Annotated in this window: 10 protein-coding genes; 5 read left to right on the forward strand and 5 right to left on the reverse strand. The window is 50.9% G+C overall.

Features of this window, described 5'->3' with window-relative positions:
* Positions 1–303: 303 nt before the first annotated feature.
* The 5 genes from Enr17x_RS27835 (at position 304) to Enr17x_RS27855 (ending at position 6,933) form a co-directional block, all read left to right on the forward strand.
* The gene (locus tag Enr17x_RS27835) at positions 304–1,614 is read left to right on the forward strand and encodes a PQQ-binding-like beta-propeller repeat protein (protein WP_145313454.1); all 1,311 of its coding nucleotides are present in this window, start codon (positions 304–306) and stop codon (positions 1,612–1,614) included.
* 246 nt (positions 1,615–1,860) lie between these two features.
* On the forward strand, positions 1,861–2,931 hold the full coding sequence (locus Enr17x_RS27840) for an Ldh family oxidoreductase (RefSeq protein WP_145313456.1): 1,071 nt from the start codon (positions 1,861–1,863) through the stop codon (positions 2,929–2,931).
* A 53-nt stretch (positions 2,932–2,984) separates the two neighbouring features.
* On the forward strand, positions 2,985–3,626 hold the full coding sequence (locus Enr17x_RS27845; protein WP_232100881.1) for a thioredoxin family protein: 642 nt from the start codon (positions 2,985–2,987) through the stop codon (positions 3,624–3,626).
* A 34-nt stretch (positions 3,627–3,660) separates the two neighbouring features.
* Positions 3,661–4,608 (forward strand): DNA-methyltransferase, encoded by a 948-nt coding sequence (locus Enr17x_RS27850; RefSeq protein ID WP_145313458.1) that lies wholly within the window; start codon positions 3,661–3,663, stop codon positions 4,606–4,608.
* A gap of 366 nt (positions 4,609–4,974) precedes the next feature.
* Complete coding sequence (locus tag Enr17x_RS27855; protein ID WP_145313460.1) at positions 4,975–6,933, forward strand: preprotein translocase subunit SecA; 1,959 nt, start codon at positions 4,975–4,977, stop codon at positions 6,931–6,933.
* Between the two features lie 18 nt (positions 6,934–6,951).
* On the opposite strand, the gene Enr17x_RS27860 is transcribed toward Enr17x_RS27855, so the two are convergent.
* From Enr17x_RS27860 to Enr17x_RS27880, 5 genes are all read right to left on the reverse strand, one after another.
* On the reverse strand, positions 6,952–9,291 hold the full coding sequence (locus tag Enr17x_RS27860) for an efflux RND transporter permease subunit (RefSeq protein WP_145313461.1): 2,340 nt from the start codon (positions 9,289–9,291) through the stop codon (positions 6,952–6,954).
* A 197-nt stretch (positions 9,292–9,488) separates the two neighbouring features.
* Positions 9,489–10,439 carry an ABC transporter permease gene (locus Enr17x_RS27865; RefSeq protein WP_232100882.1) on the reverse strand — a complete coding sequence of 317 codons (951 nt, stop codon included), beginning with the start codon at positions 10,437–10,439 and terminating at the stop codon, positions 9,489–9,491.
* Positions 10,426–11,940 (reverse strand): sugar ABC transporter ATP-binding protein, encoded by a 1,515-nt coding sequence (locus tag Enr17x_RS27870; RefSeq protein ID WP_232100883.1) that lies wholly within the window; start codon positions 11,938–11,940, stop codon positions 10,426–10,428. Before Enr17x_RS27870 ends, Enr17x_RS27865 begins: the two co-directional genes overlap by 14 nt.
* A gap of 3 nt (positions 11,941–11,943) precedes the next feature.
* On the reverse strand, positions 11,944–12,918 hold the full coding sequence (locus Enr17x_RS27875) for a sugar ABC transporter substrate-binding protein (protein ID WP_145313465.1): 975 nt from the start codon (positions 12,916–12,918) through the stop codon (positions 11,944–11,946).
* A gap of 152 nt (positions 12,919–13,070) precedes the next feature.
* Positions 13,071–14,909 (reverse strand): polysaccharide biosynthesis protein, encoded by a 1,839-nt coding sequence (locus Enr17x_RS27880; RefSeq protein ID WP_198000836.1) that lies wholly within the window; start codon positions 14,907–14,909, stop codon positions 13,071–13,073.
* Positions 14,910–15,300: the final 391 nt, after the last annotated feature.

Raw genomic sequence — 15,300 nt, forward strand, 5'->3', positions numbered from 1 at the left:
CGTGAGACGGTTTTGTATGCCGTGAGACGCCGCGAAATGGCGTGAGATTACTTTCGCGTTTTTTGAATTTTATTTTTCAGAACTGATGTGAATGGCGGGGTATCTTGAGATACTGGAAGAATTAGCCACGCTGTTAGCCACCTAAAAGGTCACTATGGTGATCTATGGTGATTTCAGCAGCACGGTTTGATTTTTTAGCTTGTTTGCAGTGGTTATCTATGGTGGGATATGTACTGTTTCCACCGGGGATGCTGCTCGTCCATGAAGTGAAATAACTAAGCCTGTTAACGAATTGAGGCCAGCATGCCACACAAACTGACTCTGATCGTAACGCTGCTCTGTTCCAGTCTGATTTCTCAAGTCGGATTCAGCGATGACTGGCCGCAGTGGGGTGGACCTCAGCAGGATCTGGTCTGGCGGGAAACCGGAATTGTGAAGACACTACCCACCACCGGGTTACTCCCGCGTGTCTGGTCGACGCCCATCGGAGAAGGCTATGCCGGCCCGGCTGTTGCCGAAGTCAATTCGCGGTGGTGCGTTTTCGTGACAGATCGCACTTTTAAACAGCGTGTCGGTTATGAGCGGGTCTTGTGCCTGGATGCGGAAACCGGGAAGCCAATCTGGAAACATGAATATCCGGTCGAGTACTCCGTCAGCTATCCCGCGGGCCCACGTTCAACGCCGGTGATTAATGACGGCCGCGTGTATACACTCGGCGCACAAGGTCATCTCTTCTGCTTTGATGCAGCGTCGGGAGACGTTCTCTGGAGTAAGAACTTCGTTGAAGATTATGGCACCAAACTCCCAACCTGGGGCATGGTGGCGTCACCTTTGGTGGATGGCGATCAACTCATCACTCTCGTCGGCGGCCAAAAGGACTCGCTGATCGTCAGTTTTGATAAAGCGACTGGCAAAGAACTCTGGCGTGCTCTGAATGATCGTGCCGTTGGTTATGCGCCGCCTGTCATTTTTACTTTTGGCGGAAAACGGGAACTGATTGTCTGGCATCCGACGGCGGTCTCTGCACTGGAGCCCCAAACAGGCAAACTGATCTGGGAAGTCCCGTATGGCGTGCGATATGGACTGAGCATCGCCACGCCCCGCAAGGTAGGGAATCGGTTATTCGTAGCCAGCTTTTACAATGGTCCGCGGATGATTGAAGTCTCTAACGACGGCACTCAGGCCAAAATCGTCTGGTCAGGAAAAAGTGACAGCGAGATCAAGACGGATGGCCTGCATCCAATTATGATGACACCGATTTTCGACGGCACTCACATTTATGGCGTATGCAGCTACGGCCAACTGCGGTGCCTGGACGCCAGCAATGGTCGCCGGCTGTGGGAAACAGAAAAAGCCACCGGCAAAGGGCGCTGGTGGAATGCGTTCATCATTCCCCACGAAGATCGCTACTTTCTGCATAATGAGCAAGGCGATCTGATCATCGCGAATTTGACTCCAAAAGGGTATGATGAAATCAGCCGTGCCAAATTGATCGAGCCAACGCGCCGCGTGCAGCGGCGTATGACCATCTGGTCGCATCCCGCGTTTGCAATGAAAAGTGTCTTTGCCCGGAATGATAAAGAAATCATCCGCGTCGATTTATCGGCGAAGTAATCAGAAAGCCTCTCCTGTCTTCGTCAGGAACGGGGCCAGAAACAGGCATTTTCGCTGACGACTCTCTGGCAGCAATCTGTCACAAATTTTGTCGGAGAATCACCAAAAGTTGTCTCGGCAGTCCCGCTCGGAGTCGAAACCGGATATAATGGAATCTAGTCCATCGCAGGATAACACAGCCTGTTTTTGAACGCGCAAATTACTCGTTGCGTATGAACACTGCCCCTACATCGAGAGTCAATTACTATGTCGTCGGATCATTTTGCTCTTCCCCAGGATCGTTCCCAGGAAGTTCTGATTCCTCTGGAGCCGCTCAAAGAATTGCTGGTCAAACTGTTTGTGCGGATGGGAATGTTTCAAGTTGAGGCAGAAATCGCCGCGGACCGGTTAATCGAAGCCGACCTGCGCGGCATTCATTCGCATGGCAGCCGCGCCGCAGAACGTTACCTCGACGCGATGGACATGGGCGATATCGATCCCCGGGCGCAAATTCTAACCATCACTGAAACTCCGGCGATCGCAGTTCTGGATGGCAGCAAGGCGATGGGGCATGTTGCCGCAACTCGCGCGATGGAGCTGGCGATCAAAAAAGCGAGCGAAGTCGGTACGGGAACCGTCACAGTCCGCAACAGTCATCATTTTGGTGCCGCCGCCGTTTATGCTCTGATGGCGGTCGAAGCCGGCATGATTGGCTACTGCACCACAAATACCGGCAGAGCTACCGTGGCCGCTCATGGCAGCACGCAGGGCGCAACGGCCAACAACGCCATCGCCTGGGGTGTTCCTGCACGCGAAGGCGCCCCCTTTGTTCTAGATATGGCATGCGCCAAAGCGTCCTGGGGAAAACTGGATACCCTCGCCATGTATGGCTTGCCGGTCCCCTCCGGTTATGCACTGGATAGTGAGGGCCATGAAACCACCGATTCCTCAGCCGTCAAGACACTACTACCGGCAGCGGGCCCCCGTGGTTACGGACTGGCCATGATCAGTTCGATTTTGACCGGGGCGTTAACCGGAGGCAAGCTGCCGATACATAAAACACGCGCACCGGAACTCGAAGGCTCAGAACATTTCTTTTATGTCATCGATATCAAACAATTCGTTGCCGAAGACAAATTCCATGAAGCAATGAGTTCCGCAACGGAAGCTATTCATCAGTTAAACCCGGTGAACGAAAACGAACGGGTTCTGATACCTGGAGAGCAGGAATGGGAACAGACTCAACAATCGCTCCAGGAAGGCCTGTATGTCCATCGCGATCATGCCGGCTTACTGAAAGAATTGGCAGAACGTGTTAAGTTTGATGTTCCCTGGTAAGCATACTTCTGTTTTTCGAAATCACTTTTTCATATCGAGTTATGAGGTCTGAAATGAGAATGGCAGCACGTCAGTCAATTTCACTTCTGATGTTATCAATCTGTTTTATCTGTTCCGTCAATACAGAGCTCACCGCAGGTAAATATAATCCTGTGTTAAATGCCGGCGATCCGGCACCGACCTGGGAGAAATTGCCTGCGACAAACGGCAAGTCTTATTCCAGCGATTCTTTCAAAGACAAAGACGTGCTGGTGATCGCCTTCACCTGTAACAGTTGTCCTTATGCCGTTGATTATGAAGACCGTCTGAATCGTCTGGCACAAAAATATGCGGCCAAGGATTCTCCCGTAGGCGTGATTGCCGTCAACGTCAATCTGGTTCCGGCAGACAGTCTGGAAAAGATGAAAGCCCGGGCCGAAAAGAAAAAATTTGCTTTTCCGTATCTGTTTGACAAGACGCAAAAAATCGGCCAGAAATTCGGCGCCACGCGCACCCCGGAATTTTTTGTATTGAACAAAGACCGAAAAGTCGTTTACATGGGAGCCATGGACGACTCGACCGATGCCAGCAAAGTTAAACATGATTACGTCTCAGCGGCAATTCAAGCAGCGCTCGCCGGTAAACAGCCGGAAACGCAGGAAACCATTGCCATCGGCTGTAATGTTCGCTACAAACGCATCCGCAGAAAAAATTAATATCCGCCTCTCAAATGTTTTTATAGCAGTACACATGACGAAATTAAACCAGATACATATTCAGGATTGCATTGCCGGAATGCAGGGACTCGAAGCGGGATCGATTGATCTGGCCTTCGCAGATCCGCCGTTCAATATCGGCTATGAATATGATCAATATGAAGACCGCCTGGAGAGTGAACAGTATCTCGACTGGTGTTCGCTCTGGATGACTGAAGTCGTGCGGCTGTTGAAGCCGGACGGTACGTTCTGGCTGGCCATCGGCGATGAATACGCGGCTGAGCTGAAAGTGATGATGCAGCGTGAACTCGGATTAACCTGCCGCAGTTGGGTCATCTGGTATTACACATTTGGTGTGAACTGCAAAAACAAATTCAGCCGCTCGCATGCACATCTCTTTCATATGGTCAAAGACTCGAAACAGTTCACCTTCAATGCCGACGATCCTTCGATCCGTGTGCCTTCTGCCCGACAGTTGGTTTACGGCGACAAACGGGCCAACCCCAAAGGACGCCTGCCCGATGATACCTGGATCTTAAGACCCCAAGATATTCCGGAAAGTTTTCAGCCGGACGAAGACACCTGGTACTTTCCCCGCATCAATGGCACGTTTAAGGAACGGCAGGGCTGGCACGGCTGCCAGATGCCCGAACAACTGCTGGGACGCATCATTCGCGCCTGCTCTCATCCGGAAGAAGTGGTCCTTGATCCGTTTTCGGGCAGCGGAACGACGCTGGCGGTCGCTAAAAAGTTAAACCGTCAGTTTGTCGGCTTTGAACTCTCGGAAGAATACGGGGCACGCACACAACAGCGGTTGGCTGACATTGAAATCGGGCAGCCATTGGACGGACAGGAAAACCCGTTACTCAGCGCGCCTTCCACCAAAAATGGAAAACGGCTGAAAGACCAGCCCGCGAGTACGGCTTCGAAAAAAAGAGCCGCTCCGAAGAAGCAGAATCCACGTCAGAAAAAACTGCTCTGATCTAAATCATCCCACTCCTGGCCTCTCTTCTCGCCTGCCTGCAACACGCGCATACGCAATCTCAAAACGCGCCGTTAAAGAGAACGCTGCCCACCCAAAACACTCATTCCCCCTGTTTCTCGCGGCATGGAATGTGCCTTTTCAGTGATATGCCGTTTTTGCCCCTGAAATCAGGTCTCTGCTCTCTAAAATGTTGCCTTAAAACAACATTGGTTTACCGGTGATGTTGAGAAAAGTCAACGCAATAGCACCGTTTCAGGCTTCAGTCAGGCTTACTAATAAAAAGGATCGAAACTGCTGTAACGGTTCGCTAGAATAACCAGATCGCATCAACCACAACTCTTATCGGGATTATAAGAACTCATCGTGGCAAACTTCATCAACTCTCTCACTGATCGACTTCGCGGTTTTTTCCTGACAGGAGAAAATGAAATCCCTGCGCTATGGTGGGACATGATCAAGCAGATTCAATACCTGCAGCAGGAAAATGCATCCCTGTCTGAGTCCCAGCTATTTGATGAATGGAACTCACTCCGTTTTCGAGTGCAAAGTGGTGAGTCACTCACCAACCTGCTTCCCGAAGCATTTGCGATTGTGAGTGAGCAAATGCAACGACACCTGGGTATGACACCTTATCCCGTGCAATTCCTGGGCGCGTTTGCCATGCATGAAGGGGCGATCGCAGAAATGCAGACGGGGGAAGGCAAAACTCTGACGGCCGCGTTGACGTTGTGTCTGAATGCGTTGCCCGACGAAGGAATTCATATCGCCACTGCCAATGACTATCTCGCCCAGCGCGACGCTCAATGGTTGAGCCCCGTCTATTATTCACTGGGAATGACCGTCGGCACCATCACCGCGAATTCCACCATGGCCGAGCGGCGGGACGCTTATGAATGTGATATCACCTACAGCACCGCGCGTGAATTTGGTTTTGACTATCTGAAAGATCTGCTCAATGCGCCGGAATCCAAACTGTCCGTCTCTTCCCGTCGCCAGCAGTTATTCGGTCAGCAGAATAATCAGAGCGAACAGACACTCCTGAATTCCCGCAAGCCTTACATGGTAATCATCGACGAAGCCGACAGCATCCTGATTGACGAAGCACGTACGCCGTTGATCATTGGGCAGACCGATGCTGCCGAAGCAGAACAAATGACTGACCTCTGCCAGTGGAGTGCGTCGCAAATCACGAAATTAACGGAAGACGAACATTACATCGACCATGGTCCGCAGCGTGGCATGGAATTGACCGAAGCAGGTCGACGTATTGTACGTGAAATGTTACTACAAAAGGATGCTCCCGGATCACTCGATACAGGAACTGCCTATCAGTCTTCGGAACGGGCCTTAAAAGCGCACCGCTACTTCCAGAACGGTCGCGATTATGTCGTCCGTGATGGCAAAGTAGAGATCGTCGATGAATTCACAGGACGCATCTCTGAAGGCCGGATGTGGCAGAATGGCGTGCATCAGGCTATCGAAGCAAAAGAAGGCCTGGAGATTACCTCGCCCACCAAAGTGGGTGCACAAACAACGGTTCAGGAATTATTCTCACGCTATCCGCGTATGGCCGGCATGACAGGAACCGCCGAGTCTGCCGCCAGAGAATTGAAAAAAATCTTCGGCACCCCCGTTATCAAAATCCCAACCAACCGGCCTTCAAAGCGCCAAATTCTTCCCGAACAAATTTTCCTGACAGAAGAAGAAAAATGGGCCGCGATTATTGAGGAAACCGCCGCAATGCACCAACAAGACAGACCGGTGCTGATCGGGACGCGTTCAGTGAATCTGTCAAATCAGTTATCTGCGCGGCTCTTACAGGCAGGGCTGGAGCATGAAGTGCTACACGCGCTCAACCATAAAAATGAAGCTGCGATTATTCAAGAAGCGGGACAGCCGGGCCGAATTACAGTCGCCACGAATATGGCGGGCCGCGGAACGGATATCCTGCTGGGCGAGGGGGTCGCTGAAAAAGGAGGCCTGCACGTCATCTGTTCCGAATTGCATGAATCAGCCCGCATCGATCGGCAATTAACCGGACGTTGTGCTCGCCAGGGAGACCCGGGCAGCGCCCATACTTTGCTGTCACTCGAAGACGATATCCTGACAGCGGGCTTAGGCGAAGAACAGGCGCAGAACCTCAATTCTTCTTTCCAGGAAACCAGTCAGGACCTGAAAGCAACACTACGTTACTTCTACCAGGCACAACAACGCATCGAAGCCCGGCACGAACAGCAACGCATTGATCTGGTGAACCGAATTATGCAACGTCGTCAGATGCTGCAGCAAATGGGTCAGCATGCGAACTTGAACGTACAATAGCCTGTTACGCCAGCCCGTTTATTTTGTCGACAGTGAAGGCGGCGACACATTCAGCTTGCCCCAAAATCCACTTTTCGCAAACTGCAAGTGTTTTGCAAAGGGTTGCATTAACATGGCAGGCAGGAAGAGTAAGTCTCCGATCAAAGCCATTGTCAGCAGTGCCAGCATCATCCAGGCAAATCTCTGCGTAGGGATAAAGTCGCTGAATCCAAACACCAGTAACCCGAGGCCACAGATAAACGTGGTATGAATCATCGCGCGGCCACAATGCCTCAGAGCAGAGTGAATCGCTTCTTCGCTGGTGCGGTTCAACGACTTTTCTCTGCGGAACCATGCCAGGAAATGTAACGTATCATCAATGGCAATTCCCAATGCGACACTGGCCGTCATCACGGCGCCAATATCGAGCGGAATATCCATCCAGCCCATTAAACCAAAGACAACGACAATCGGAAACACATTCGGCAGCATGCTCAACAATCCGGTCCACAGGCTGCGCTGAATGATGACAATCACCACAGCCACCAGTAAAAACGCGGTCAGAAAACTCCAGGTCAGATCCTGCAGGATTAACTGCTGAACCGTATGAATTAAAGGCATAATCCCGGTGTAATAGGCGGTCAGACTCACGCCATCGGCTTTATATTTTTCGAGTTCCGGCTTGAGTGTCGTCTTCAATTTCGCCAGAGCGGCTCCGTAATCGATCTTTTGCAGCGCAGGAACCCGGGCACTGATGCGCCACGATTCGATGCCATCATTTTCAGACAAGTAGACCGAATCCAAGACTGCCTGACGGTTCTCTTTCAACTTTTTATTGGTCACGACTTTTCTGAAGATCGATTCAAAACCTTTATGTTCCACAGGATTGGGACCAAAGGTAGCAGCCGACATCGTGCCCGTGTAGCCGTCAATATTTTTGATCGTTTTTTCTATGTCGTCGATAATCCGCAAGCGTTGCAGAAATGTTTTTTTGCAGTCAGGATCGAATTCGATCACCACTTCGACGGGAATCAGCGGCCCCATTCGGTTTTCATTAAATTCGTAGTGATCTAATACCTGACTGCCTGCTGGAAACAGCGAAGGCACGTCAACAGATGACCGGATTGAAAGTAAACCATACGCCGAAACCACCATCAGCGCCAATGAGGAGAGGAACACTGTTGCTGAGTGTCGCTCTAAAACAATCGCTAATTTTTCCATCCAATTTGAGATGCGAGTAAAATAACGAGGAGTTGCTGACGTATTATCGTGCTGATTGAATTTCAAAATCTGTTTTGGTGGCCAGAGCTGCATTGCTCCGGGCAAAATCAGCAACAGGATACCTAATGTCACCAGCAGACCGATTGAAGCAATCAGTCCGAACATCGCGATGGGCGAAATCTGGCTAACCATCAGAGACCCGAGTCCGATGGCTGTGGTGACCGCCGCCAGCAGGCAGGGTTGCCAGCCTTTGGAAAAGCCAGTACGGACTGCGGCATCTGCTTCCGTTTTCGTCTTAGCCCCTGACGCAAATAATTCATCGTAGTAGTAATTCACCAGATGGACGCCCGCGGAAATCGTCAACACAAAAACCAATGAAGGCGTAATAATCAGAACCGCATCCAGGGGTGTGCCGGAATAATAAACCATCGACAGGACAAGCCCTTGCCCGCATAAGCCAGCCAGCAAGATTGTTCCCGTCAACATCCAGGAACGAATACAAATCCAGCAGAGGCCAATCGCCACGATGGTCGACAACGCACCAAACAGATTCACGCTATGAATACTGGCGCGATCAATGGCCACACCATCGACGGGAGGGCCGGTCACACGAAAGTCTTCGCGCGGTAACTGGCAGACTTCTTCCGCAACTGTTAAGGCATGTTCGATGGATTGCTTACGTAGTTCATTCCCACGATCCGTTAAAATAATGACGGCACAACTGTCGTTTAAATCTTGGCCGACCAGTGATCCCTCCAGTCGTTCCAGCGCTTCGTCGCGCGGCAGCTTTAAGGGAGGGGCTGTGAGTGAATTGACAACACCAGCGCCACTGACGATGCGATCGAATATTGACTCGTGCGTCTCGCCGAATTCTGTCGTGCGCGGCCCATTAATGGCGGCTTCGAATTCAATCAACCGCGGATCATCAACGGTGCAACCAGGCCAGCTGATTAAGAGCAGGTCATTACTCTCAAAGTGGTCTTTGAACTTATCATAGTTCTGTCGGGATTGCATGACAGGCGGTGCCCACTTCTCCGGGGCAATGCACATGCTTTCGACACTTTGGTGCGCACCATAAATCAAAAATGGTGAAACGAGTACCAATAAGATGACGGTCACGACATAACGTCGTACGTAACGAGGTTGTTTAGAAGTCATTGGACGATCTCTGAGTGAGGGGACAAAACAAGATCAATGGGTACATCCGAGGCAATCCAGCCCATGTGTACACAGCAAGTCTAGCTCACGACTTTTCACTCGTCCGAAAAAATGACAGATTTTTTGCAGGCTCGCCCCCCTGCGCAATCGACAGGCTCCACGCAACCATTACCAACATCGCTACTCAAGCCGAACGACTATCGGTTGCGTCTCACATCGAGATAGACGGCGATCAGGATCACAGCCCCTTTAACGATGTATTGCAGGGAATAATGGACGCCAGCCTGATTCAGGCCTTTGTCGAGTATTCCAATAATAACGGCTCCGATCAATGTGCCGAACATCGTTCCCCGGCCGCCGGTAAAGCTGGTGCCGCCGACCACAACAGCGGCGATCGCCGTCAACTCAAACATCTCGCCCGATCCCGGTTCGGCAGAATAGAGCTGTGCGGTATGGATCATCCCGGCGACTCCTGCCATCAGCGAACAGAGCAGGTATACCAGAATCTCGACGCGGACCACGGGAATTCCGGTATACAAGGCGGCTTCACGGTTGCCCCCCAGCGCATAGACGTGCTGACCAAAGCGGGTGCGATGCAAGAGCAGTGCCATCAGAAAAAACAGCGTCAACATAATGACCACAGGAATCGGGATCACGTCGAACAGCCGGCCGTTGCCGATCGCCAGAAAAAAGGTCTGTTGTTCTTCAATCGGCATCGGCAGTCCACTGTTAAACCGCAGCGCACAGCCGCGGGCGATCAGCATCGACGCCAGCGTGATAATAAACGGCGGCATCGCCGTCTTCGAAGCGGCTATGCCATGAAAGGTTCCAAAGAGTGCAGCGATACCCAGTCCCGCCAACATCGCTGCAAAAACCAGAAACAGATTCTGAGAATCACCGGACAAAGCGGATAAGCAATATACGGTCGTTGTGCCCACCAGCGCCACCATCGCACCAACCGACAGATCGATGCCCCCGATCAGAATGACCAGTGTCATCCCGAACGCGAGGATCGTATTAACGGAAATCTGCTGCGTCAGATTCAGCATGTTTTCCGCAGACAGAAACGTGGGAACCCAGACCCGAAACAGCAGAAGCAGGATGATAATGGCGACCAGTAGAGGCACCATTTGTTTAACGATTTTCACTTGCTCCCCCTTCCGTCAGTTGCTGCATCACCTGCTCAGCAGAGACATTTTGCGCTTCGTAAATTCCGGTGAGGCGTCCTTCCCGGAACGTGCCCACTTTGTGTGAAATATTCAAGACTTCATCCAGATCCGAAGAAATTAAAATCAACGCCATTCCCTGTTCGACCAGATCACCAATGATGCGATACATGTCTTCCCGCGCACCGACATCGATGCCGCGTGTCGGCTCATCCAGAATCAGAATCTTGGGTGGCTGCTCCATCCAGCGACCGACAAGCACTTTCTGTTGATTCCCTCCTGAAAGATCGCGAACAGGTTGCTCGGCGTCAGACAAGCGGACCCCGAAGCGGCTGACCGCGCGTTCGACGATGGCGTTTCGAACCTCGTAATGAAACACACACCCTTTAATCCAGTCTTTCAACCAGGGAAGTGTGATATTGAACGCGACCGTCTGCTCATTGATCAGCCCTTGCCGCTTTCGATCTTCGGGCACCAGAACCAGTCCCTGCTGCAAAGCATCGCGGGGACTGCGAATCTGTGTCGGTTTCCCATCAATTTGAATAGTGCCACTCTGGATACGATCAATGCCAAACAAGGCACGTGCCAATTCGGTCCGACCGGCGCCCACCAGTCCGGACAATCCCAGCACTTCTCCGTACCTGACCTCAAAAGAGATATTATGCACGAGAGGATTACTGAGCTCGGACACTTTTAAAGCCACTTCGCCGGGGTGATAAGGGGGCCGAGGGAAATGCTCTTTGATATCACGCCCCACCATCCATTGGATGAGCGTTCCCGTGTCAACCTCTTCTGTTTTTGCCGTTCCAACCGACTTCCCATCGCGTAAGACCGTGATCCGATCCGAGAGTCGCGTGATCTCTTCCATCCGGTGAGAGATATAAATAATGCCTACTCCCTGCTCCCGTAAGCGTCGCAGTGTTTTGAACAACGCATCGACTTCGACTTCCGAAAGTGAAGACGTAGGCTCATCCAGAATCAGGATGCGTGCTTCCTGAGATAACGCGCGGGCGATTTCCACCAGTTGCTGTTGAGCCGTGCTCAAGTCAGAAACCAGCGCAGTCACATCACTGATTTCGGACAGATCGAGTTGTTTAATCAATTCTTCTGCCTGCCGATTCATCTGAGAACGGTGCAGAATTCCCAGCGAGACGGGTTCTCTTCCTAGAAAAATATTCTCTGCTACAGACAGATTGGGCGCCAGCGAAAGTTCCTGATGGATCAAACGAATTTTCTGCCGGTCGGCATCGGCGACATTTCGCAGTGTGATCTGAGCCTGCTCCAGCCAGATTTCTCCCTGATCGGGTTGATAGATGCCGCCCAGAATTTTGATCAGCGTACTTTTGCCCGCGCCGTTCTCTCCCAGCAAGGTATGAATTTCACCCGCCTTGAGATCAAAGCTGATTTCATCCAGTGCAGTCACGGCACCAAAGCGTTTGGTGATTCCCTGGAGTCGCAGTCGCGGCTTACTGGTGGCAGACATCACTTAATTTGCCTCCAGAAACTGCTCCGCATTTTCAGCCGTGATTAACTCCACGCGCACTTTGACATCTTTTTCGACCTCTTCACCGCGCAAATGTGCCAGCATTTTCTGAGCAGCAATTTGACCGATTTCACGAGGAAACTGGGCCGAGGTAGAATGCAGCTTGCCCGCCTGAATGGCTTTGATTCCCGGCTGGGATCCATCAACGGTGACGATCGTCACCTGGTCCAGTTTATTGGCCGAATCCAAAGCAGAAATCACGCCCAAAGCATTGGGATCATTGATCGCGAAGACTGCGTCTAAATCGGGATAGCGACCAACGAGATCGCGCATCACGGGACGTGCCCCCTCGGTTGTGCCTTTGGCTTCCTGCACATCCAGAATTTCCATCTCGGGATATTGTGTCATTTCCGTTTTAAACCCTTCCACCCGGTCGATGCACGCTTTATTCACAGACAGATGCAGCACCACCAGTTTCGCTTTCGGATTCACCTTCGCCAGCGCCTGTGCTGCCAGCTTTCCAGCAAGCACATTATCCGATGCGACCGTACACACGATCAATTCTTCGTCTGACTTTTTCACCGGCGCATCAACGATGATAATCGGCACGTTTTTTCGCTGGGCTTCGAGCAATGAACCTTTTAGGCCTTCCCAGTTGACCGGGTTCACAAAAATGCCGGCAGCACCTTGCAGAATCAAATCGGAGAGATCATTTTTCTGCTTCAGGGAATTGAACTGTGCATCCAGAATGACGAGCCGATCTCCATTGGCTTCCATCTCTTTTTTCAAACCTTCACCCAGATCCACAAAAAAGGGATTGTTCAGAGTTTGAAATGAGACACCAAACAATTTGCCTGTGGCAGCTTCAGTCTGAGACTGGTTTGGCTCGGAATCGGGGCTTTCACTGCAACCATTTGAAAATGGAACCAGAAGCAGGATTAGCATAGAAGAGATCAGAAACTGTCGCGCACTGTTCATAATCAACCTTCGTTTCAATGGAATAATGAAAATTCCTGTGTAAAACGACTCAGCCTGTTACTATTAAGTAACAAATTCAGGCTGCAATGAAAAGGTTGAGAAGCAAAAGCGCGTCTTCCGCTTTCAAGTCACACCTTTGAAGCCACGACTGACTATGCAGCGCGCTTGAAGTGTTCCTGAGACCGTTTTGTTGAAGACGATTGAAATTCCGGGAGAATTCTCTGTATTTCTTCCAGGATCTGATGTGAGGGTTGCTCGGTCAGATCCGACAGGCGTTCGAATGCTTCGCGAATGAACTGTTCGCTGAAACTGACCTTCTCTGCGACCATGATTTTGGGATGACACGTTGGCAGATGTTTTTCCCCGTCCACGTGCAACTCTTCGTAGAGTTTTTCGCCGGGACGCAGGCCGGTGAATTGGATTTCGATATCTTCTCCCAGCTTCAAGCCGGATAATTGCACCAGGTCGGCAGCCAGATCCACAATCCGGACCGGTTCTCCCATATCAAGTACAAATATTTCGCCGCCACGGCCCATGGCGCCCGCCTGAATAACCAGTTGGGATGCCTCGGGAATGGTCATAAAATACCGTTGCATTCGCTCGTCGGTCACCGTCACCGGGCCGCCATTTTGAATCTGCTGTGTAAAGATCGGGACCACACTGCCTGCAGAACCTAATACATTTCCGAAGCGAACAGTCACAAAATGGCACTTGGAGTGTGCTGCCAGAGATTGCACATACAGCTCGGCGATTCGCTTGTTGGCTCCCATGACATTCGTCGGATTGACTGCTTTGTCAGAAGAAATCATCACGAACGAGCCGACTTCAAATTCTTCTGCCAGATCGGCGAGACGTTTTGTCGCCAACGAAATATTTTTGACGGCTTCTCCCGGGTTACTTTCCATCAGCGGAACGTGCTTATAAGCGGCCGCATGAAACAGAATATCAGGCTGATATTCGCTCATGACCGCCCTGATCCGTTTGGAGTCGTTGATATCGGCAATGACCACATCAAATCGCCCATGATATCCGAGTTTGACTAATTCCCGTTCGAGATAAAACTGGCTGTTTTCAGAACGATCTACGAGGATTAAACGTTTTGGCGAAAACTGTAACAACTGACGACAGATTTCCGAGCCGATACTTCCCGCACTACCGGTTACCATCAGCACACGGTCATCCATCCAGTCACGAATATTCTGCATATCCAGTTCAACGGGCTCCCTGCCTAACAAGTCTTCAATGCAAACCGGACGGGGTTTCATCTCAACTTTGCCGGACAAGAGTTGTTGATAACTGGGCAGCACCTGGACCTGAATCTGCGCGGAATTGCCAGCTTCCACAAGCTGACGTATGGTCTTGCCTGGAATTTCATCGGCAGGCAATAAAATATCTGAAACAGCATACCGCTGTGCCAGCGAACACATTTCCTCCAAGGATCCCAAAACGGGGATTCCATTGATGCGTGTTCCCAGACGATTGGGATGATCATCCAGAAAACCGACGACCTTCAAGCATGAATTCTTATTTCGCTCAATGATGCGAAGTAAAGCCGCTCCCGACTCGTTTGCTCCGACGATGAAGGTGGGCTTCCAGTCGTTCTGCTGCCGCAGGATACGTCCGCTATCCTGAACGATGCGAATTCCAGCACACACACCACAGACCGCCAGTATGGTGGAACCCCAGTCAATCAGAAAGACAGAACGGGGAATCATAATTCTGGTGTAAATTAAGTAATCGATTATCGCGAGGGCAGCTGAACTCAAGGTGACCGCCTTCGCCAGATTGAGTAAATCGAGGACAGTAATATAGCGACTACGGATTTTATAAACGCCGCTCCACCAGAAGGTCAGCGTTTTCAAGCCAACGGCCCAAAGTACCGTCGAGCGGAACATACGAAAGCCATTTTCTCCCAGTACGCCGTCTACATTGAAAGAACCTTCGAAGCGCAGCCAGAACGAGAGGTAATAAATTGCGCAAAAGATCGGCAAAAATACGACCATCCAAAAAAGTTGGCGGCGCGTTACACTCGATTGCAGTAACCAATTTGATTTTGGTTTGGAGTCCAACCTTAGCTCCTAATGTCTTAAGTCCCGATCCAAGAACTAGCTGGACCAGAAAGTATATACAAAACTACACCCTTCTCCTGAGATGGTTCGGAGCAGGACCGGGTTAATACCAATTTTCAGTAATTTGCGTCAACATCAAAATTCTTAAGAACTGCCCAGCAAATACCTTGTCTTCTTAATAAACTGAAATCCCTCTTTCAGGGACTGAAATGACTCACTAGTGAAAGCGACCCCAAAGCAAAACAGGGAATGAGTCTGAATTGCAGTCGCAGTTAAACATGGGGACTGGTCGCTTTTCCGATTTTGGTTGATT

This window comes from Gimesia fumaroli (genome assembly GCF_007754425.1).
Lineage (GTDB): Bacteria > Planctomycetota > Planctomycetia > Planctomycetales > Planctomycetaceae > Gimesia > Gimesia fumaroli.